The organism is Alteripontixanthobacter maritimus, assembly GCF_003340475.1.
Classification (GTDB): Bacteria; Pseudomonadota; Alphaproteobacteria; order Sphingomonadales; family Sphingomonadaceae; genus Alteripontixanthobacter; species Alteripontixanthobacter maritimus.
This window is the reverse complement of the sequence record NZ_QBKA01000002.1, coordinates 747,831-766,698: the sequence shown is the minus strand read 5'-3', so window position 1 is coordinate 766,698 and position 18,868 is coordinate 747,831. Positions and strand designations below refer to the sequence as shown.

Genomic DNA, 18,868 nt, shown 5'->3' with positions numbered 1-18,868 from the left:
GCGCCCGCTCAGTCGAGCGTTTCGTTGTTTTCCATCTTGTCCATCGCTGTTGCTACCCGCGCGTATAGGTCGAGCGGGTTCAGCGTGGCGGGATTATTGTACAACGTCTGCAAATACGCGCGGTCAAACACCGTCAATTCTTGCGGCGCAAAATCGTCGGCAAACAATGACAGGATCGAATCGAACGGTGCTCCGCTCGGGTCCGACACTTCCCTGACCGGAGCAAGCACCCGCATCGTCGCATAGTCTGCTAGCTGGTTCAGCGAACGGCCTGGAAGCGCAGATACGTCGAACACTACGATTGCCGCCATCGTTTCCATCGACACCGGCGAGCGTAAACGCGTAGCTGCTGCAGTCTTGTTAATCGCTGCTCCACGCGACCCCTTGCTCGTATCGTACGCAAGCGCACGGCCGCGGTCGTCGCGCACTTCGGCGTAATTCCACGCGCGCACCGGGCCGGTTTCGTCGAACACGCGGTCTTTCTGATAGCTCAGCAAGCTTTCGAACAATTCGCTATCGTTCTTCGCTGCCATGCGCAGTTCTTCGTCGGCGTTGCGCAGAAACATGATGTAGATGTTGGGTTTGCAATCCGCTTCAGCGACATTGATTTCGACCGCTTGCGCGTTGGCGCGAACACGGTTCTCAATGACTTTGGCATAGGCCTCCTTCATGCCGGAAACTTTCGGGCACAATGGCTGGAGGAAGCGTTCGACCGGCTTGTCCACACGCGGGCGACGCGTGATCGTATCGGCATATTTGCGGATAACCTTGCGGCGCTCCTCACGTACGCCTTCCACCACGATCGGATCGCTGACCTGGGGTGCGGTTGCAGGTGCTTCCTGAGAATTCTGCGCCATCGCCGGAGATGAAAGGGCAAACAACGCGGTGCTAAGGGCCAGTGCGGAGAGCGTGTGCATCTTCATCATTTTCATACCTGCCTGTTTCAACTTCGCCGGGCTCGACTTTATTCAAGGCCCTTACCGAATGGGTGTGGCCTCTACGACCGCCTACCTACCAACGACTTATATCGTTCGATAACGGACCCATATTTGCAAATGAGCCGCACAACGAACACTTCTTCTATTGCCTGTAACCACGCGAGCATTACATTTGCATGACCGCTTGAAAGGACTGCATGACTCGTAAGAACAACGCGAATTCCGAACCGACCCTGTCCCGCCCCCCGGTCCCGCAGCGCGAAACGCGCCGGGCACGGGCGGAAATGGAGTTCGAGAACCAGTCGCTGCTGGTGCCGTTGTTCGGCCAGTTCGATGCCAATTTGGTGCAGGTGGAAAACCGCTTGGGCGTATTTATCTCCGCGCGCGGGCAACAGGTCCAGATCGAGGGGCCCGAAGACGCCGTCGCACGGACGCGGGACGTATTGCAGAAAATGTACGACAAACTTGCCCAGGGACAGGACCTGGATGCCGGCGCTATCGAGGCGCTTGTGGCGATGTCGAACGAGCCGACACTCGACGGCATCGTTGGTGCAGGCCCTTCCAAGGCGCCGATCATGATCCGAACACGGCGCAAGACCATCGTGCCGCGTAGCGACCGGCAAATCGAATACATGACGTCGCTTGCGCGGGACGAGATTATTTTTGCGCTCGGACCGGCGGGTACGGGCAAGACCTACCTCGCCGTGGCACAGGCCGTGGCACAGCTGATTACCGGCAGCGTGCAGCGGCTCATTCTCAGCCGACCGGCAGTTGAGGCGGGCGAGAAGCTGGGCTTCCTTCCCGGTGACATGAAGGACAAGGTCGATCCCTATCTTCGCCCGCTATATGACGCACTGTACGACTGTATGCCGCCCGAACAGGTGGAGCGCCGCATCGCCAGCGGCGAGATCGAGATCGCGCCCATCGCCTTCATGCGTGGACGTACGCTGGCCGACGCCTTCGTCATTCTTGACGAGGCGCAGAACACCACTCGCGAACAGATGAAGATGTTCCTCACTCGCTTTGGTCAGAACAGCCGCATGGTCGTGTGCGGTGACCCCCGGCAGGTCGACATCCCGGGCGGCGACCGGATGAGCGGGCTGGCCGACGCGGTCGACCGGCTTGAAAAGGTCGACGGGTTCGGCACGATCCGCTTCACCGCCGCCGATGTCGTGCGCCACCCGATCGTGGGCCGCATCGTGGAGGCTTACGAGGGCGAAGATGCGAAGCCGTGAAGATCCTTTCCTTATACGAGCGGGATCGGTGTCGATGAGCCGGGATGTGCAGCCGCGCCTGGATCGAGCGGAGATGAACCGGTGCAACTTTACATAGACGTCGAGGGCTGGCCGGAGGGAGAATGGGACGCGGTCGCCAACCGCGCCGCGTCGGCCACAGCAAAAGTTGAACCTGCACTCGACAATTCGCGGCTGACCGCCAGTATCCTGTTTGCCGCAGACATTGAGATCCACGCGCTGAACCGGGAATGGCGCGGGAAGGACCAGGCTACCAATGTCCTGTCCTTTCCTATGCTGGAACGCAATAGCCTGGTCTCACTGCCTGCAGACGGCCCGCCCGAAATGCTTGGCGATATCGCGCTCGGCTATGAAACCTGCCAGCGGGAGGCCGACGAAAAAGGCATCCCGCTTGCCGACCATGCGGCGCACCTGCTGATCCACGGCCTGCTTCATCTGGCGGGTCATGACCACGAAACCTCCCCCGCCGATGCCGTTGCAATGGAGGCTTTGGAAACGAAGATACTTGCATCAATGGGTCTGGCGGACCCATATGACGAGAACGCGGCCGATCCGCCCGTGACAGGAGTGCAATAAAGGGCGATGCCCGAGACAGATAACGAACGTTCCACCCCTTCGGAAGACGCAGAGAGTAGCGGCGGGCTGTTGCCCGCATTGCGAAAATTGTTTTCCGGCGAGAACGGCGACCGCTCGCTGCGTGCGCAGCTCGAAGACGCGATCGACGAACACGAGGTTGAGAACCCCGAAGACACCACAATTGCGGGCGAAGACGGCGATTTGACCACGGTCGAGCGCCAGATGCTGCGCAACCTGCTGCATTTCAGCGAACATGATGCCGACGACGTGGCCATTCCGCGCGGTGAAATTATTGCAGCGAAATCGGACTGGAGCTGGGACGAGCTCGTCGCGGCCTTTTCCGAACACGGCCACAGCCGGATGCCGGTCTATCGCGACACGCTGGATGAGGTAATCGGGATGATCCACATCAAGGATGTGTTTCCCACTCTCGCATCCGGCGCCGCGCCCCCCGAAAACTGGACCAGCCTGATGCGCCAGCCGCTTTACGTGCCGCAGGCTCGCGGTGCGCTCGACGTGCTGGCCGATATGCGCAGCCACAAAATGCATCTCGCCATCGTAGTAGACGAATTTTCCGGCACCGATGGTATGATCACGATCGAGGATCTGGTGGAAGAAATCGTCGGCGAAATCGAGGATGAACACGACGAGACCCCCGCCCAGTCCATCACCGCCATCGGCGAGGGGATGTGGGACTGCGATGCCCGAACCGAACTCGACGAGGTGGCGAGGCAGATCGACCCGCAACTGGCCGAGGTCGAGGAAGCAGTCGACACTTTGGGCGGTCTTGCATTCGTGCTGGCGGAACAGGTCCCCGAAGTCGGCAGTATGCTGGACCATTCAAGTGGATGGCGAATCGAGGTGCTGGAAGGCAACGACACTCACGTCACCCGCCTGCGCCTGCACGCCCCGCATACCGCACCTGACGAGGAGCTGGCCGCCAACTCGGTTTAAATCTCGCTGGTCGCCATCGGACAACGTACCGGTATTATGTTTGGCATCGATGGGCGGTTGCTCCCCGCCGATCGAGCGTGGATTTCGTGCAAGTGTTGCAAAAAACGCGTGACAAGCGCCCGGTGCGATCCCACTTCTAAGGTATGGCCATCCGCCGCCTACCTCCATTGCGCGCCTTGGAAGCGTTTATGCGCACTGTGCGACTTGGATCGGCGCGTGCTGCTGCGGACGAATTGTCGCTCAGCCCATCTGCCCTGTCGCGCCGGATTGCCAATTTGGAAGAATTCGTCGGGAAGAAGCTGTTTACACGCGCCCGCCAGGCGATGCAGCTGACTGACGAAGGACACGCTTTCTACGAAGCTGTCGCTCCGCAATTCGAGGCCTTGGCGCGAGCGGTGGAGAGCCAGTCGGACAATCTGTCGCTGCTGCGCCTGCATCTCGGTGTGCTACCTTTATTCGGTAGTCAGCGATTGTTTCCCAAGCTCGGCCAGCTTCGCCAGTTGCACCCCTTGCTGCATATCGACATCGACACCGGACCGCATCTGGAAGATCGCGTGGGCGATACGCTGGACGCAGCCATTATCCTGTCGCGCGGCCCCGACCGGTCCCTGCACGCGGTGCGACTGGACGAGAACAAGGTACATGCGATCGTCAGCCGCGATCTTTCCGACAAATTGGGCGCGGAACCGGATATGAAGGCGCTGGAGAAACAGACCTTCCTGATTCACAACGAACTGCCTGAAAGTTACGAGGCCTGGAAACAAGAGATGGGGATGCGCGATCTCGATCCTGCAGCCATCGATCATTACGATTCCGGCCAGTTGATGCTGGAAGCAGCGGCGCAGGGCCTCGGTATCGCGATTATGCATGACGACCATTTGAAACGCGCGTCGGATAATCGCCTGACCGAATTGTTCGAAGCGGAAGTGGACAGCCCTTACAGTTACTGGTTCGTCTGCAAACCAACCGCTCTTGAAGAACGCCCCGTGCGCCTCTTTCATGACTGGCTGGTTCAGGCAGATTTGTAGTCGACACGCTTGGCCGACGTCAGGCCCGTCTTATGTCCTTTCCCGGTTTACTCTCAGGAATATCCGGCTAGATTATTAGGAACAACAGTCCCTTAGCTGGAATGGACGACGCGCACATGCTTTCGGCACGCAGCCTGACCGGCAAACCGATCGGTATTGTCGAGGATTTCATTACCGAACAGGAGCGCAAGCAACTACTGTTCCATGCCAAATCTCCCAAAGCGCAGTGGGATACCTCGTTACCGACGACCGATGTCTGGCATGGCAGGATGATCAATCCTTCCAAAATGCCTGCCAAAACGCTGAAGCTGATGGAGAAGATCAGGCGGCGTGCAGCGAAAACGATTACGGCTCATTACGGCATCGTCGATTCCGTTTATGCCGATACGTTGCAACTGGTTCGGTGGCGGCCGGGGGATAGCCAGGCCCCGCACGCGGATTGTGAACATCCCAATGGCAAGTCCAACGAATTCCCGTGGCGCGCCTTTGCCTCCATCATCTATCTCAACGACGAATTTACCGGCGGCGAAATCCATTTTCCGGTGCTTGGTATGCAACCAACCATCAAGCCCCGCATGCTGGCCTATTTCCCATCGACTGCAGCATATCTGCATGGGGTGAAGAAGATTACGTCCGGAATGCGCTACACGCACAGCTGCTTCTACACATTCGATCCCACCCATCATGACGGACACTCGGTCTAAAGCCGCTCAACCGAACCATCACGCATAAAAAAGGGGGCAATATTGCCACCCTTTTCGAAAGTATCGCAAATATGCCGTTCAGCTGATCGTGGCCTTGGCAATCTTGCCCGGGTTCGCGGGTGGCTCGCCCTTGGGCAGCGCGTCCACATGATCCATACCGCCGGTTACTTCACCCCAGACGGTGTATTGCCCGTCCAGGAAATGGGCATCGTCGAAGCAGATGAAGAACTGGCTGTTGGCACTGTCCGGCATCTGGCTACGCGCCATGGAACAGGTGCCGCGTGTGTGCGGCTCGGCACTGAATTCAGCCTTCAGATCGGCTTTCTCGCTGCCGCCCATGCCTGTGCCGGTCGGATCGCCGCCTTGCGCCATGAAGCCTGGGATCACACGGTGGAACACCACGCCGTCGTAGAAGCCGTCTTTCGCCAGCTCCACGATGCGCTCAACGTGCCCGGGCGCAAGATCGGGGCGAAGCTTGATAACGACATCGCCGTTCTCACCGTTGCCGGTGTCGAGCGTGAGGGTCAGGGTCTGATCGGCCATTAATGTATTCCTCCACTGAAATGTTGCCCGAGATATAGGTGCGCGAGACGCAATGTCACCCCAAGACGTGGATGGATGCGTCAAAAGGTATCGCCGCCGACTTGGTTAGCAGTACTCTTGTTTTTCGCCTCGCCCCGCCTAGGACCTACGCATGGCCGACCTTGCACCAGATCCTGCCGAAGAAAAGCTGCTGGCGGCAGAGCCGGGCGGCCGTCCCGACGACCGGATCGACGACGAGCGGCATGACGAAGAAAACCGGCTGAAGCCCGAATATGTTCGCAGCGTGACTACCGCGCTGGACGAAGATGACACCGACCGAGCCTACGATCTGGTCGAACCGTTGCACCCCGCCGACATTGCCGACCTGCTGGAACTGCTCGACCGCGACGACCGCCGCGCATTGGCTGCCGCTATTACCGATTTGCTATCCAGCGAAGTGATCGCGGAACTCAACGATTACGTCCGTGAGGACATGATCGAAACGCTGGATGCTGGCGCGGTTGCAGGCATCGCGGAGCAACTGGAAACCGACGACGCCGTCCAGATGATCGAGGATCTGGACGATGCGGACCAGCAGGCGGTTCTGGCGGAGCTGGATGCAGAAGACCGCGCCGCTATCGAAAGCGCGCTCGCCTATCCCGAAGAAACCGCCGGCCGGTTGATGAGCCGCGACTTCGTGGCCGTTCCTGAGCATCTGACTGTTGGCGACGTCATCGATTATTTGCGGCAACGGGAAGCGACGACCGACTTCTGGGAAATTTTCGTGGTCGATGCCGCCCACCACCCGGTTGGCACTTGCGAGCTGTCCTGGATCCTGACCACGCCGCGCACTATCGCGCTCACCGATGTGATGAAGCGCGACCAGACGCTGGTCCCGGCCGCGATGGACCAGGAAGAAGTCGCGCTGATGTTCCAGAAATACGGCCTCATCAGCGCCGCCGTAATCGACGAAAATGGACGGCTCGTCGGGCAGATGACCGTCGACGATGTGGTGCACATCATCTCCGAAGAGGCCGGCGAAGATACGCTGCTGCTGTCGGGCGCTGGCGAAGGCGACATCAACGAACCGATCCGCGATGCCTATTCCAGCCGCGTTCGATGGCTGATCGCGAACCTCGGCACGGCGGTGATTGCCAGCGCCATCATTGCGTTTTTCGGTGCTGCCATCGAACAGCTGGTCGCGCTTGCGGTGCTGATGCCAGTCGTCGCCAGCGTGGGCGGCAATGCCGGAACGCAGACTATGGCCGTGACCGTGCGCGCCATTGCGATGAACCAGCTGACCCGCAGCAACACCGGGCGTATGCTGGTGCGCGAGATGCGGGTCGCGCTACTGAATGGTGTGACCATTGCCGTGTTGGTGGGTCTCGCAACTGGCGTGATTTTTACCCCCATGTTGGGCGGCGTGATTGCGCTCGCCATGGTAATCAACGTCATCACTGCGGGACTGGCTGGCGTTGCCGTGCCGGTCATGTTCGAACGACTGGATCAAGATCCTGCCGTGGCCAGCAGCGTGTTCGTCACCATGATCACGGACTCCATGGGCTTTTTCGCGTTTCTTGGCTTGGCGGTGGCAGCGGGCCTTGCGGGTTGAGCCGCAGCGCTACGTGACTATTTAAACACTGATGCCGCTGCACATGACCAAGATCGCTTTCGGAGCGAAAAGCCACGCCGATCTGGAAAGCTGGTTTCGCAATCGCAGGGATATGCGGCTGACCACACGCTACCTGCCCAAGCGGCATAAAGAGATGGTGGGCGGCTCTCTATACTGGATTCGCGAACATGCGCTGGTCGGTCGTAGCCCCATCAAACGCTTCACCCAGCGCGACGACGGGCGCTGGTTCATCGAACTCGAGCCGGTACTGATCCCCGTCTATCCCCAGCCCAAACGCGCCCATCAGGGCTGGCGCTACCTCGCGGAGGAAAACACCCCACGCGACCTGGAAGAGGGTGAGGATATCGGGGATGTGCTGCCGGGGCGGCTAATGGGAAAACTGCAGAAGCTGGGGTTGGTGTAGGCTCTACGACACTCGCCATTCGCAGCCGGCGCAGACTTAGTACGTTTTCCTACCCTTGTAATCCATTGCAGCGATGACGCGCAAACGGCGTATCCTCAGGTTTTCACCTTGGACGCGATTCGCCGTAGCGCGTTTACATACACGTCCGGCTCCTGCGCGCCGGGGATCAGGAACTTTCCGTCCACCACCACTGCCGGGACGCCGGTGATGTTGTTGTCCATGGCTTGCCGCTCCTCCATCCGCACGATGTGCGCGACGGTTTCATCGTCCAGCGCAGCAGCGGCGGCATCACGGTCCAACCCTTCTTCCTCGGCGATATCGAGCAGTACATCGCGCTCTCCGATACGTCGCCGGTGCTGGAAGTGCGCAGTAAACAGAGCCAGCTTCAGCCGCATCTGCGCATCGGACCCGTGTTCCGCCAGCGTCCAGCGAAGCAGTTTGTGCGCTTCGAACGTGTTCCACATCATGGCAGGCGGCGCCTCGCCCTCCCCCGCATAGTCGAAGCTGAACCCGGCATCCGCTGCCTGCCGGGACATATGCGCGCCCATCTTCGCAGCATCTTCCGGTGTGCGGCCATATTTTCGGGCCAGATGCGACGTTCGCTCCTCGCCTTGCGCTGCCATGTCCGGGTTGAGTTCAAACGGTAGCCAGCGGACCTCCGCAGCGATCTCGCCATCCAAAGTGGCAAGCGCCTGTTCAAGCCGTTTCCAGCCGATGATACACCACGGACACATCACGTCGGACCAGATATCGATCCGCATTTCGGTGGGCGCAGGACCGCTCACCGGCCTAGCCACCATGTCACCAGATTGTGCGCGATGGCAGACCGTTGCGGGAAGATCAGCTCGGCGGTTCCCTCGTGCCCGGCGTCGCGCGCAGCTTCCAGTTCCTCGCGCGAGAACCAGCGGGCATCGTCGAGTTCGGTCCTGTCGATGGTGATCGCCGGATCATCGCACGTGCAATAGCAGCCGATCATCAGCTGGCTTGGGAATGGCCAGGGTTGGCTGGCGACGTATTCGACCGCATTCACCCGGATACCTGCCTCCTCGTGAACTTCGCGCGCCACGGCTTCCTCGATGGTCTCGCCCGGTTCCACGAAGCCGGCGAGCGCGGAATACATGCGTTCGGGAAAGCGCGGCTGGCGACCCAGCAATAGCTGCCCATCATGTTCCACCAACATGATCGTGACAGGATCGGTACGCGGAAAATGCTGCGCCTCGCATATCGGGCAATCGCGCTGCCAACCGCCCTTTGCAAGACGCGTCGCCGCACCGCAGCGTGCGCAGAACCGATGCCGGGCATGCCAATCGACGAGACTGCGCGCGCCGCCATAAGTGGCGAGGTCGGACGGCGGCAGGGTGCGCATCGCGCTCCAGATGGCGGGATCGGCATAGGCCGGGCCACCCGCGCCGTTCGCTGGAACGGCGGCGAAACACGCCTTGCCATCCTCCATTCCGAGAAACACCAGTTCCGCATCATCCGGCGCATCGGCCAGCGTGCCCCATTCCAGCGCGCCATCCTGCCCGATCACCGGCGACAGTCCATCCAGCTTCAGCAACCGAGCGCGCCAGTTCAGCAGGCCCGTCAGCGCCTCGGGATCGGTACGCATATTATCGGCCCGGTCGAGCGGCGACCCCGAAAATGCAATCGGTAATGCGGCGGTGGCCACCGCGGTCAGCTACCCGCCCGCATCATCGCCACATCCTTCATCACCAGTTCGGAAAAGTTGCTTTGAATGGGGTACGCCTGGCTCGGCATATATTGCGTGAAAAGCTGCGCCCGCAACCCGGTGTCGAAGTCAGCAAAAGCAGCGGTCCCAGCCGCCCCGCCCCAACCGAACGCCTTCCCAGTAACGCGCCCGCCTGCACCGAAACCGCCATCGCCCATGAAGGTACCGGCAGTGGAGGTGTTGGCCGGCAATAGGTTGGATGTACCCACGCGAACCGCCAGCTCGCCCATCACCCGCTTGCCGTCGATCTTGCCGTAGCCAATCAGCATTCGCAGAAAACGGTCGTAATCGCGCGCGCTGGAGACCAGCCCGGCCCCGCCGAATGCGAAGGCAGGATCATCGAGATAGATGGAAGTTTCTGCTGGATCGATAGGCAGCAGCGCCCCGCCCAACACCCCATAATTGGTGGTAAATCGCTCGATTTCGCTTTTCGGGACGGTAAAATACGTGCTGTCCATACCGGCAGGCTCGAACAACCGTTCCTTGAGGAAAACATCGAATGGCTTGCCCGAAGCGACCTCGATCACCCGGCCAAGCAGATCGAGACTGACGGAATAGCTCCATTGCGTACCCGGCTGATAGACCAGCGGCAATTGCGCCAGCTCGTCGGCAAACTTTGCCAGACTTCGCACCGGATTGCCCCGGCCGAGCCCAGGGATCGGCAGGCGGCTGACTTGCCCCGGAACCAGCCCGCGTTCGGTATAGGCCTGCATGATCGGGCCCTTCTGGATGATGCCGTAACCCAGCCCTGACGTGTGCGTCAGCAGATGCCGGATCGTGATGGGTCGCTTGGCCGGTTCCAGATTCTCCGGCCCGATGCTGCCATCCGCTTCCACCTGCACCTGCATGTTGGCAAATGCCGGCAGGATATCGGCGAGCGGCTGGTCTAGACCGAGCTTGCCCTCGTCGATCAGCATCATCACCGCCATGCCGGTAATCGGCTTGGTCATGGAATAGATCCGGTACAGGCTATCCATATCGACAGGGGTCTGGCCACCCTTCTGGCCAGGCTTGGCTAATGTGCCACCCATGATGACCTGCGGATCGCGCTGGCCGAAGCCAAACGTCGTGAGCATGTTGGCTACCTTGCCGCTCGATACATACTCCTCCACCGTGGCGCGAACATTGGGCCAGGGCAGATCGCCAGTAGGCGCGATCGCAGTTTGCGTATGTGCCCATAGCGCCTGCGCCGGGAGCCCTGCCGCCAACGCGCCGAAGCCTGCTATCGCGCCCCCGCGAAGCAGGTTGCGACGGGACAATTGCGGGTCGGCAAAGTTACGATAGGCCATGGTTGCGCGCGATCCTTCTCACGATAATATTGCTGGCGAGGTCTGCGGCATACAACATGCATGGTCAATGACCGGTTTTACTTGAAAACCATTACTGTGTTAGGTAGATAAGACACATGCTAAATCTTGTATCCATACTCGTCGGTATCGTCGCACTGCTGCTAGCCATACCATCCACCATCCCTTTGCTCGGCTGGGGGAACTGGTTCGTTCTTCCGATTGCGCTGATCGGCGCGGCGGTGGGCGCGCTTTCATCGAAGAATGGCGGCCGGAACTTTTGCCTGGTGGTATTTGTCATTGCCGTGGTGCGCCTGAGCCTGGGCGGCGGCATTATCTAGGTTTCGCCCCGCCGGTTCGCCAGCACCCGCGCGGAGGCTTTCTCAAACAAAGTAGGCAGACCCGCTTCGTCAAGCGTCGCGATCGGCCACCACTCGCCTTCCCCTTCAGGCGCTTCTGCAGTCAGGGTCGCTCGTACGTCGAGCTCGATGGTAAAGTGCGTGAAACCGTGAACCACGCTACCGGCAGGGCTAAACTCCTGTGGCAGCGGGGGTTGCGCATTGCCATCGGCTTTCGCGTTCCAGCCATCGTCCGGAAGGGCGCGCATGCCGCCCAGCATTCCGGTTCCCTGCCGGGTGACCAGCCAGACGCGCTGGTCCTGCTCGATCCACCATGCGGTCCCGTAACGGAGCGGTCTGGCCTTTTTCGGCGGTTTGACGGGAAGGCGCGCCGGATCGCCCGTCTTGCGGGCTTTGCAACTGTCCGACAGCACGCAGAGCAGACATTTGGGGTCCCGCGCCGTGCAGATTGTCGCGCCGAGGTCCATCATCGCCTGCGCGAAATCTCCACTGCGTAAGTCAGGTGTGATCGTATCCGTAGCCGCGCGGATTGCTTTGCGTGCGCCGGGCAACGGTTCGTCGATCGCGAACAGGCGCGACACCACCCGCTCCACATTCGCGTCCACCACCACCGCGCGGCGTCCGAATGCAATCGCGGCGACACTGGCCGCGGTATAGGCTCCTAGCCCCGGAAGTTTTCGCAGACCTTCCTCGGTGTCGGGGAACCCGCCCAACCCGGCCACTTCGCGGGCAGCCTTTACCAGATTGCGCGCGCGGGAATAATAGCCCAGTCCGGCCCACGCGGCCATCACGTCCTCTTCAGGCGCAGCCGCCAGCGCGTCGACACTTGGCCATGTGTCCGTAAATTTCGCGAAATACGGTTTTACGGCCGCCACGGTGGTCTGTTGCAGCATTACCTCGGATAGCCAGACACGGTATGGGTCTTTCGGAGCATCACCTGGTCTTGCCCGCCAAGGAAGATCGCGCGCATGTTCGTCATACCAAGCGAGCAGGCGGTCGGCGATATCCTGGCGGCGGGTACTGGCAGTCATGGGGCGCCTATGGCATGGCTGGTGCATCTATGGAACGCGACGATCCCAAACCTGCGCCGGCGGCACGCAAGAAACCCGCCGTGCCCAAGGCAAAACGCAAGACGCCGCGTCCTTACGAGCGGCCCCGCGGCGGTTCGGCCAAGCCTATTTCCGAACTGATGCCGCAAATCGGGCGAACCGCCTTTCGCCGCTTCGGCTTCGTCCAGTCCAATGTCGTGACAAGATGGCCGGAAATCGTGGGCGATACCCATGCCCGCGTTTGTATCCCCGAGGCGATCCGTTTTCCGCCGGGTGAGAAAGAAGAAGGCACGCTGCAACTAGTCGTGAAAGGTTCGCACGCGCCGCTGATCCAGCAAGTGGTGCCGGAAATTATCGAACGGGTGAACCGTTTCTTCGGGTACAATGCCGTGGCCCGCGTCAAGCTGCGGCAAGGCGAGGTGCAGCCGCCTCCGTCAAGGGATAAGCCCAAACCACCGCCATCGCTGAAGGCTATCCCTATGGAACTGGGCGAAAGCCTGCGCGATATCGGAGATCCCGAATTGCGATCCGTACTTGAAGCATTGGCTCGCAGTCTGGGCGACAGGAAAGACGAACAGAGATGAAAGCGACATTACGCCGTATCGCGACGACCACCATGTTGGCACTGTTCGCATTGCCCGCGATGGCCTCGGCGCAAAACTGGAATGCCACGGTCGAAAAAATCGAAGGCGGACACCTGATCGGCAATCCCGAGGCAGAGGTCGAGCTGGTCGAATTCGTCAGCTATACCTGCCCGCATTGCGCGCAATTTACCAAGGATGGCGAAGGTGCGCTCCGGCTGGTCTATATCCGCAGCGGTCGCCTCAGTCTGCAAATCCGGCATTTCATCCGTGATGATATCGATTTGACAGTGGCCTTGCTGGCGCGCTGCGGCACCACCGACAAATTCGTACAAAACCACACCGCGTTCATGCTGAGCCAGCCGACATGGCTGGCCGAGGTCAGCAAGATGAGCGCCGCCCAGCGACAGCGTTGGGCCGTAGGAACCGGAGCCGACCGCAGGCGCGCAATCGCCAGCGATTTGCGTTTCTATCGCATCATGGAACGGCGCGGCTATCAGCGTAACGACATCGACCGATGCCTTGCCGATGCGGCGGAAGTGACTTCTCTGCAGGCGGCGGACGAGGCCAATCGCGCGGAATTCGGCGTTGCCGGCACTCCCAGCTTCATGGTCGACGGCATTCTTCTTGCCGGGACGCACGACTGGGCAATGTTGCAACCGCAGCTCGATGCACGGTTCTGACCCATTCCTGTTTCCCTGCCTTCCACCCAGAATTCGCTTAAAGCCAGCCGCAAACCGCGCTATTCAGTGCAAAAGCGCCAATCGCCGCTTAACGTTGAGGGGCGCTGCAGCTAGCTTCGCTTCAATCGCTGACAGGAAAATATAGATGACACCGCTCCGCACTTCCGCCTTTGCCTGGTTCGCTGCTCCCCTTGTTCTTGCCTTGGCCGCATGCGGTTCCGAGGACGGTACGGTCGATGGCGAAGTGCCCGAGGGTGAGGCCGTAGCAGCGGTAGACGCGCCCGAAGGAACCAGCTGGACCGAACAGCTGACCGTGACCGCGGAAGACGGTTACAAGATCGGCAATCCCGATGCGCCCATTACGCTGATCGAATATGCCTCACTTACTTGCCCCGCATGCGCCAGTTTTGCATCCAGCGGGCTGGAAAAGCTCAAGGCCGATTATATCGAAACCGGTCAGGTCAGCTTTGAATTGCGCAACCAGATTCACGGCCCCCACGACCTCGCTTTGGCGACGCTGGTGCGGTGCGGCGCGGACGAATCATTTCATCCGCTATCCGATCAGGTGTGGCTGAACCTGCAAGAGGTGCTTAGCCCGTTGCAGACGAACGGCGCAGCGGCGCAGCAGGCGATGGCTCTGCCGGAAGATCAGCGACTGGTGCAGATTGCTGAAGTTCTGGGCTTCCTCGATTTCTTCGCCGCGCGCGGATTGAGCAAGGACCAGGCTCGCCAATGCCTGGCCGATCAGGAAAGTTACAGCGCCATTGCGGAACGGTCGCGAGTGCAATCGGACGAGCTCGGCGTGACCGGCACGCCGACCTTTTTCATCAATGGTCGCAAAACCGATGCGGGGAACTGGGCGCAGCTCGAACCCCTGCTGCAACGCGCCGGGGCCCGTTAGGCCGAACGACAAAACGGGGCGAAACGACAAGGCAGGCAAGCCGGGGGAGGTACCGACGTTTTGCAGATTGACCGGCTAAAACTGACCGGCTTCAAGAGCTTTGTCGAACCTGCCGAATTGCGCATCGAACCCGGACTGACGGGTGTCGTCGGCCCGAATGGCTGCGGAAAATCCAACCTGCTGGAAGCAATCCGCTGGGTAATGGGCGAAAATTCGCCTAAATCCATGCGTTCGGGCGGTATGGAGGACGTAATCTTTGCAGGCACCGCCAGCCGCCCACAACGCGACTTTGCCGAAGTCGTGCTGCACGCAGCGAGCACAGATGGCGAAGAGCTGGAAGTAATGCGGCGGATCGAGCGCGGCGCGGGTAGCGCCTACCGCATCAATGGTGATGACGTTCGCGCCAAGGATGTGGCGCTGACCTTCGCCGATGCTGCCACCGGCGCGCACAGCCCGGCGCTTGTCAGCCAAGGGAAGATTGCTCAGGTCATCGCCGCCAAGCCGGCAGAACGCCGCGCGATGCTGGAAGAGGCTGCCGGAATTTCCGGTTTGCACGTCCGGCGCCGCGACGCCGAAAGCAAGCTGCGCTCGACGGAGAAGAACCTAGCACGGCTGGAAGATCTGACGGCCGGCCTCGACACCCGGATCGCTTCGCTCAAACGGCAGGCAAAACAGGCGGAACGGTACACCAGGCTGACGGGCCAGATTCAATTGGCCAATGCACAATTGGTGTTTGCCCGCTGGCGGGACGCAACAGAAGCGGCAGATGCCGCTCGCGCGGAGGCGAAAGGTGCCGAGCAGCGCGTGGAGGGAGCGCGCATAGCGGCTGACCAAGCGCAGGGCGTGCAGCAAGCGGCGGCCCGCACGCTCGGCGATGTACGCGAAGAATTGGCAGATCGGCGTGATGACGCAACCGCGCACGGGCATAGGATGGCTGCCTTGTCCAGCCAGTTGGAGGCTGCCGAACAGCGACTCGCCGATCTCGACCGGCAGAAGCAACGGCTGGAGGAAGATCAGGGCGATGCGGACCGGCTGACACGCGATGCTGCCGATGCGCTGGCGCGGTTGCAGAAGGATATCGACACCGGCGCGGTTGCATTGGCGCAGGACGAAGCGCGGCGCAGCGGCATAGCGGCGTCGCTCGACAATGCGGAACGCGCAAGCCGCGCGGCCGAACTGGCGCTCGCCAAAGCCACGGCAGACCAGGCGGAAGCGCAAGCGGAATGGCGTGTCGGAGCTGCGGCGCTGGAACAAGCCGAAGCGCGGTTGGCCAGGATCGACACGGAAGCCAGCCGATTGGCTGAGGCTCGTAAAGCTTTGGGCGAGGCCGAGGCGGCAGAAGAATCGGTAACAGAGGCCCGACTGGCAGCAGACACCGCCGCTGCCGTCCTCGCGGAAACAACCGCAACGCTCGAAGATGCGCGGAACGACAAAATAGCCCTGCAACAGCGACGCGACGACGCGGGAACTGTGCTGGCTGAAGCCCAAGCTGCACTGGCAGGGATCGTGCGCGAACATACTGCTCTTACCCGCGATCGCGAGGCCCGCGAGAAAGCTGCTGCGGAGCGCGGAAACCGGGCGCTTGCTATCGACCGGATACGCGCCGAACCGGGCTACGAAAGGGCGCTTGCCGCCGTATTGGGCCGCGATGCGAATGCACCGCTCGGCGCCCCCGATGGGGAGGTGGAAGGCCGGTACTGGACCGGACGCGATGCGCCGTTGAAAGTTGCAGACTGCTTGGCCGAATTCGTAACCGAATGCCCGCTCGAACTGGCCGCCCGCCTTGCGCTCGTCCATGTGGCGGACAGCGACGACGGCCGTATTCTAAAACCGGGCGAGTGGCTGGTCACACGCGGCGGTTTCCTGAGGCGGTGGGATGGGTTCATCGCGCGCGGCGAAGGCGCGTCCGAGACAGCGAGGCTGGAAGCCGCCAACAGGCTGGCAGAACTCGGTGACATCCTGCCGCAAATGCGTGACGCTGCGGACGCCGCCAATGCCGAGGCCCGTGCCGCACTAGATGAGCTGACCAAGGTGCAGCAACGCATCGCCGAGCTGGAACGCACCGCTGGTAAGGCCAGCGGGGCCGAACGGCAGGCCCTGCGCACGCTGGATCAGGCGGAAGCGGTTCGCGAGCGTACAGCCGCACGTCGCGCCGAACTGGAAGCTGCCGAAACCGAACTCGCTGCCCGGCGTACGCAGGCAGACAGCGATATCGAACAGGCGCGTGCAACGCTGGCGGCCCTGCCGCCACCAGATGCCGGAAAGACCTTTCTACAAACCGCGCAAACAAAGAACGATGCCGCGCGCATTGCCTTGCAGGCCGCAAGCGCTGCGCTTGCCTCGCACGATCAGGCACTGGCCGTCGCACGCGAACGCAGTCAGGCGCAGCGCAGCGATATGGCGGGCTGGGAGGCCCGATCCGGTGATGCAGCAAAGCGCCTGTCCGATATGGCAGCCCGCCTCGATGAAATCGAGCAGGAGCGGGCAGTCATCGCTACTAAGCCCGAAGGTCTGCTGCGTGAGATCGAACAAGGCGATGCGGTGCGCGATCGGATTACAGCCGAACTCGAAACCGCCCAGACAGCTGTCAGCGCTGCACAATCTGCTGCCGAGACTGCCGACACTGCGCTCACCGCTGCGACCGAGGCGCTTAGTCAGATGCGTGAGGCAAGAGTCACTCTGACAGCTCGCGCCGAGAACGCGGAAACCCGCAGAAACGATGCCGCGCGCGCTTCTGGCGAACGCTTCGGCTGCCCGCCGCCCCTGCTGCCGGATCGGTTTGCATTCGATGAGGCGGACGTGACCAGCGCCGACAGCCACGCCGAGAAAATGGAGCGATTGACCGTCAGTCGCGAAAGGATCGGGCCGGTCAATCTGGTTGCAGCGGACGAGTTGGAAGCGCTGGAAGGCGAACATGCCAGCAGTGCCGCCGAACAGGCGGAACTGGCAGAGGCGGTCAGCCGATTGCGGGGATCGATCGGCAGCCTGAACCGCGAAGGACGCGCGCGCCTGCGCACCGCTTTCGATCAGGTGGACACTCACTTCCGCCATTTGTTCGCGCGATTGTTCGACGCTGGCCAAGGCGGCGGGGCTGCCCATCTGGCACTGATCGACAGCGATGATCCGCTGGAAGCCGGCCTTGAAATCTTTGCCCAGCCTCCGGGCAAGAAGCTGCAATCGCTTACGCTGCTATCCGGTGGTGAGCAGGCGCTGACGGCCGTCGCGCTCATTTTCGCGCTGTTCCTCACCAACCCATCGCCCATCTGCGTGCTGGACGAGGTCGACGCGCCATTGGACGATGCGAATATAGAACGGTTCTGCGATTTGCTGGATGTGATGACGCGCGAAACAGATACGCGTTACCTCATCGTAACGCACAACGCGGTTACCATGAGCCGGATGCACCGTCTGTTCGGAGTGACGATGATCGAGCAGGGTGTGAGCCGGCTGGTCAGCGTAGATCTGGGTGCTGCCGAGGAGTTACTGGCGGCCGAGTAGCCAGCGTTCCTAGTAAGGTAATGCGCTCAGCGTTCGAGAGCGGCGGCCAGATTTCCGCGAATGGTTTTGAGCTGGGCAACTACCTCGGCCAATGATGCATCATCGCCAGTCACCTGCCGGTCCGGCACGCTACGCGCTTCGTCAGAGCGATCTTGCACCTCGCCGTCGCGCAACGCCTTTGCCGCGCCTTTCAGCGTGTAACCCTGCCGGTTTACGAGTTGGTCGATGGTCCGTAACAGCGCAACATCGGCCGGCCGGTAATAGCGCCGCCCGCCGCTGCGCTTCAATGGTTCGAGCATGGGAAACTGCTGCTCCCAGTACCGGACCACATGCGCTTTCAGGTCGAGGGCCTTGCACACTTCTCCGATAGTACGGAGGGCGGCCTCGTCCTTGCCATCGTCGAAGAGACCGTCTTGCGCCATCACCCGCCCTTTGCGATCCGGTCTTTCAGCAGTTGACTGGCACGGAAGGTCATGACGCGGCGCGGGGTAATTGCAACTTCCACGCCGGTTTTGGGGTTGCGCCCCATTCGTTCCTGCTTGTCGCGCAGGACGAAGCTGCCGAAGCCGGAAATTTTTACGTTTTCACCATTCGACATCGCCTCGCACATATGCGCCAGTACGGATTCCACCATGTCGAGCGATTCCGACCGGGATAGGCCCACCTTGCGGTTGATTGTGTCGGCCAAATCGGCCCGCGTTAAAGTGCCCACTGATCGCATCCTTCGTACCTTCCCACCAGGATTGGCACGCCCGTATTTATACCAGGCTG

The 18,868-nt window shown here is 61.1% G+C and carries 20 protein-coding genes; 12 read left to right on the top strand and 8 right to left on the bottom strand.

Annotated features, from left to right (window positions below):
* Window positions 1–8: 8 nt before the first annotated feature.
* Window positions 9–926, bottom strand: coding sequence for a hypothetical protein (locus tag HME9302_RS03845; protein WP_147270757.1), 918 nt, complete (start codon window positions 924–926; stop codon window positions 9–11).
* Between the two features lie 209 nt (window positions 927–1,135).
* On the opposite strand from HME9302_RS03845, the gene HME9302_RS03840 reads away from it, so the two are divergent.
* From HME9302_RS03840 to HME9302_RS03820, 5 genes are all read left to right on the top strand, one after another.
* The gene (locus HME9302_RS03840; protein WP_115365921.1) at window positions 1,136–2,173 is read left to right on the top strand and encodes a PhoH family protein; all 1,038 of its coding nucleotides are present in this window, start codon (window positions 1,136–1,138) and stop codon (window positions 2,171–2,173) included.
* Between the two features lie 81 nt (window positions 2,174–2,254).
* Complete coding sequence (gene ybeY / locus HME9302_RS03835; protein WP_115365920.1) at window positions 2,255–2,767, top strand: rRNA maturation RNase YbeY; 513 nt, start codon at window positions 2,255–2,257, stop codon at window positions 2,765–2,767.
* A gap of 6 nt (window positions 2,768–2,773) precedes the next feature.
* Complete coding sequence (locus HME9302_RS03830; protein WP_115365919.1) at window positions 2,774–3,721, top strand: hemolysin family protein; 948 nt, start codon at window positions 2,774–2,776, stop codon at window positions 3,719–3,721.
* Between the two features lie 143 nt (window positions 3,722–3,864).
* On the top strand, window positions 3,865–4,749 hold the full coding sequence (locus tag HME9302_RS03825) for a LysR substrate-binding domain-containing protein (RefSeq protein ID WP_115365918.1): 885 nt from the start codon (window positions 3,865–3,867) through the stop codon (window positions 4,747–4,749).
* Window positions 4,750–4,850: 101 nt separating this feature from the next.
* The gene (locus HME9302_RS03820) at window positions 4,851–5,453 is read left to right on the top strand and encodes a 2OG-Fe(II) oxygenase (RefSeq protein WP_115365917.1); all 603 of its coding nucleotides are present in this window, start codon (window positions 4,851–4,853) and stop codon (window positions 5,451–5,453) included.
* 78 nt (window positions 5,454–5,531) lie between these two features.
* On the opposite strand, the gene HME9302_RS03815 is transcribed toward HME9302_RS03820, so the two are convergent.
* A complete protein-coding gene (locus tag HME9302_RS03815; RefSeq protein ID WP_115365916.1) occupies window positions 5,532–5,996 on the bottom strand; it encodes a peptidylprolyl isomerase in 465 nt (154 codons plus the stop codon).
* Window positions 5,997–6,147: 151 nt separating this feature from the next.
* Between HME9302_RS03815 and mgtE the strand changes: the two genes are divergently transcribed.
* Window positions 6,148–7,587: a magnesium transporter gene (gene mgtE, locus HME9302_RS03810; protein ID WP_115365915.1), complete on the top strand. Its 1,440-nt coding sequence runs from the start codon at window positions 6,148–6,150 to the stop codon at window positions 7,585–7,587.
* 31 nt (window positions 7,588–7,618) lie between these two features.
* Entirely contained in the window at window positions 7,619–8,011 is a 393-nt protein-coding gene (locus HME9302_RS03805) for a DUF1489 family protein (RefSeq protein WP_115365914.1), read from the top strand.
* A gap of 95 nt (window positions 8,012–8,106) precedes the next feature.
* Here the strand turns inward: HME9302_RS03805 and HME9302_RS03800 are convergent, their stop codons facing one another.
* The 3 genes from HME9302_RS03800 to HME9302_RS03790 all read right to left on the bottom strand — a co-directional run bounded on the left by HME9302_RS03800 (window position 8,107) and on the right by HME9302_RS03790 (window position 11,029).
* On the bottom strand, window positions 8,107–8,796 hold the full coding sequence (locus HME9302_RS03800; protein ID WP_326833149.1) for a DsbA family oxidoreductase: 690 nt from the start codon (window positions 8,794–8,796) through the stop codon (window positions 8,107–8,109).
* A complete protein-coding gene (nudC, locus tag HME9302_RS03795; RefSeq protein ID WP_115367457.1) occupies window positions 8,793–9,620 on the bottom strand; it encodes an NAD(+) diphosphatase in 828 nt (275 codons plus the stop codon). Before nudC ends, HME9302_RS03800 begins: the two co-directional genes overlap by 4 nt.
* Before the next feature lie 65 nt (window positions 9,621–9,685).
* The gene (locus HME9302_RS03790) at window positions 9,686–11,029 is read right to left on the bottom strand and encodes a serine hydrolase domain-containing protein (RefSeq protein ID WP_115365913.1); all 1,344 of its coding nucleotides are present in this window, start codon (window positions 11,027–11,029) and stop codon (window positions 9,686–9,688) included.
* Window positions 11,030–11,145: 116 nt separating this feature from the next.
* On the opposite strand from HME9302_RS03790, the gene HME9302_RS03785 reads away from it, so the two are divergent.
* The gene (locus tag HME9302_RS03785) at window positions 11,146–11,367 is read left to right on the top strand and encodes a hypothetical protein (RefSeq protein WP_115365912.1); all 222 of its coding nucleotides are present in this window, start codon (window positions 11,146–11,148) and stop codon (window positions 11,365–11,367) included.
* Here HME9302_RS03785 and HME9302_RS03780 read toward each other — a convergent pair.
* Window positions 11,364–12,416 carry an A/G-specific adenine glycosylase gene (locus HME9302_RS03780; RefSeq protein WP_115365911.1) on the bottom strand — a complete coding sequence of 351 codons (1,053 nt, stop codon included), beginning with the start codon at window positions 12,414–12,416 and terminating at the stop codon, window positions 11,364–11,366. The two genes, HME9302_RS03785 and HME9302_RS03780, sit on opposite strands and share 4 nt — an antisense overlap.
* Window positions 12,417–12,430: 14 nt before the next feature.
* Here HME9302_RS03780 and HME9302_RS03775 point away from each other — a divergent pair, with 14 nt between their 5' ends.
* The 4 genes from HME9302_RS03775 to HME9302_RS03760 all read left to right on the top strand — a co-directional run bounded on the left by HME9302_RS03775 (window position 12,431) and on the right by HME9302_RS03760 (window position 18,097).
* The gene (locus HME9302_RS03775) at window positions 12,431–13,018 is read left to right on the top strand and encodes a DUF721 domain-containing protein (RefSeq protein WP_115365910.1); all 588 of its coding nucleotides are present in this window, start codon (window positions 12,431–12,433) and stop codon (window positions 13,016–13,018) included.
* Window positions 13,015–13,698: a thioredoxin domain-containing protein gene (locus tag HME9302_RS03770; RefSeq protein ID WP_115365909.1), complete on the top strand. Its 684-nt coding sequence runs from the start codon at window positions 13,015–13,017 to the stop codon at window positions 13,696–13,698. Before HME9302_RS03775 ends, HME9302_RS03770 begins: the two co-directional genes overlap by 4 nt.
* Before the next feature lie 145 nt (window positions 13,699–13,843).
* Window positions 13,844–14,599, top strand: a complete 756-nt coding sequence (locus HME9302_RS03765) for a thioredoxin domain-containing protein (RefSeq protein WP_115365908.1) — start codon at window positions 13,844–13,846, stop codon at window positions 14,597–14,599.
* Between the two features lie 60 nt (window positions 14,600–14,659).
* Window positions 14,660–18,097, top strand: a complete 3,438-nt coding sequence (locus tag HME9302_RS03760) for a chromosome segregation SMC family protein (protein WP_115365907.1) — start codon at window positions 14,660–14,662, stop codon at window positions 18,095–18,097.
* Window positions 18,098–18,123: 26 nt separating this feature from the next.
* Here the strand turns inward: HME9302_RS03760 and HME9302_RS03755 are convergent, their stop codons facing one another.
* Window positions 18,124–18,519, bottom strand: coding sequence for a MerR family transcriptional regulator (locus HME9302_RS03755; RefSeq protein WP_115365906.1), 396 nt, complete (start codon window positions 18,517–18,519; stop codon window positions 18,124–18,126).
* The gene (locus HME9302_RS03750) at window positions 18,519–18,818 is read right to left on the bottom strand and encodes an integration host factor subunit alpha (RefSeq protein ID WP_115365905.1); all 300 of its coding nucleotides are present in this window, start codon (window positions 18,816–18,818) and stop codon (window positions 18,519–18,521) included. Before HME9302_RS03750 ends, HME9302_RS03755 begins: the two co-directional genes overlap by 1 nt.
* Window positions 18,819–18,868: the final 50 nt, after the last annotated feature.

Coding starts and splice junctions, on each gene's coding strand:
- HME9302_RS03845 (WP_147270757.1), bottom strand. CDS start 926: ATGATGAAGATGCACACGCTCTCCGCACTGGCCCTTAGCACCGCGTTG.
- HME9302_RS03840 (WP_115365921.1), top strand. CDS start 1,136: ATGACTCGTAAGAACAACGCGAATTCCGAACCGACCCTGTCCCGCCCC.
- HME9302_RS03830 (WP_115365919.1), top strand. CDS start 2,774: ATGCCCGAGACAGATAACGAACGTTCCACCCCTTCGGAAGACGCAGAG.
- HME9302_RS03825 (WP_115365918.1), top strand. CDS start 3,865: ATGGCCATCCGCCGCCTACCTCCATTGCGCGCCTTGGAAGCGTTTATG.
- HME9302_RS03820 (WP_115365917.1), top strand. CDS start 4,851: ATGGACGACGCGCACATGCTTTCGGCACGCAGCCTGACCGGCAAACCG.
- HME9302_RS03815 (WP_115365916.1), bottom strand. CDS start 5,996: ATGGCCGATCAGACCCTGACCCTCACGCTCGACACCGGCAACGGTGAG.
- mgtE (WP_115365915.1), top strand. CDS start 6,148: ATGGCCGACCTTGCACCAGATCCTGCCGAAGAAAAGCTGCTGGCGGCA.
- HME9302_RS03805 (WP_115365914.1), top strand. CDS start 7,619: ATGCCGCTGCACATGACCAAGATCGCTTTCGGAGCGAAAAGCCACGCC.
- nudC (WP_115367457.1), bottom strand. CDS start 9,620: ATGCGTACCGATCCCGAGGCGCTGACGGGCCTGCTGAACTGGCGCGCT.
- HME9302_RS03790 (WP_115365913.1), bottom strand. CDS start 11,029: ATGGCCTATCGTAACTTTGCCGACCCGCAATTGTCCCGTCGCAACCTG.
- HME9302_RS03785 (WP_115365912.1), top strand. CDS start 11,146: ATGCTAAATCTTGTATCCATACTCGTCGGTATCGTCGCACTGCTGCTA.
- HME9302_RS03780 (WP_115365911.1), bottom strand. CDS start 12,416: ATGACTGCCAGTACCCGCCGCCAGGATATCGCCGACCGCCTGCTCGCT.
- HME9302_RS03775 (WP_115365910.1), top strand. CDS start 12,431: ATGGCTGGTGCATCTATGGAACGCGACGATCCCAAACCTGCGCCGGCG.
- HME9302_RS03770 (WP_115365909.1), top strand. CDS start 13,015: ATGAAAGCGACATTACGCCGTATCGCGACGACCACCATGTTGGCACTG.
- HME9302_RS03765 (WP_115365908.1), top strand. CDS start 13,844: ATGACACCGCTCCGCACTTCCGCCTTTGCCTGGTTCGCTGCTCCCCTT.
- HME9302_RS03755 (WP_115365906.1), bottom strand. CDS start 18,519: ATGGCGCAAGACGGTCTCTTCGACGATGGCAAGGACGAGGCCGCCCTC.
- HME9302_RS03750 (WP_115365905.1), bottom strand. CDS start 18,818: ATGCGATCAGTGGGCACTTTAACGCGGGCCGATTTGGCCGACACAATC.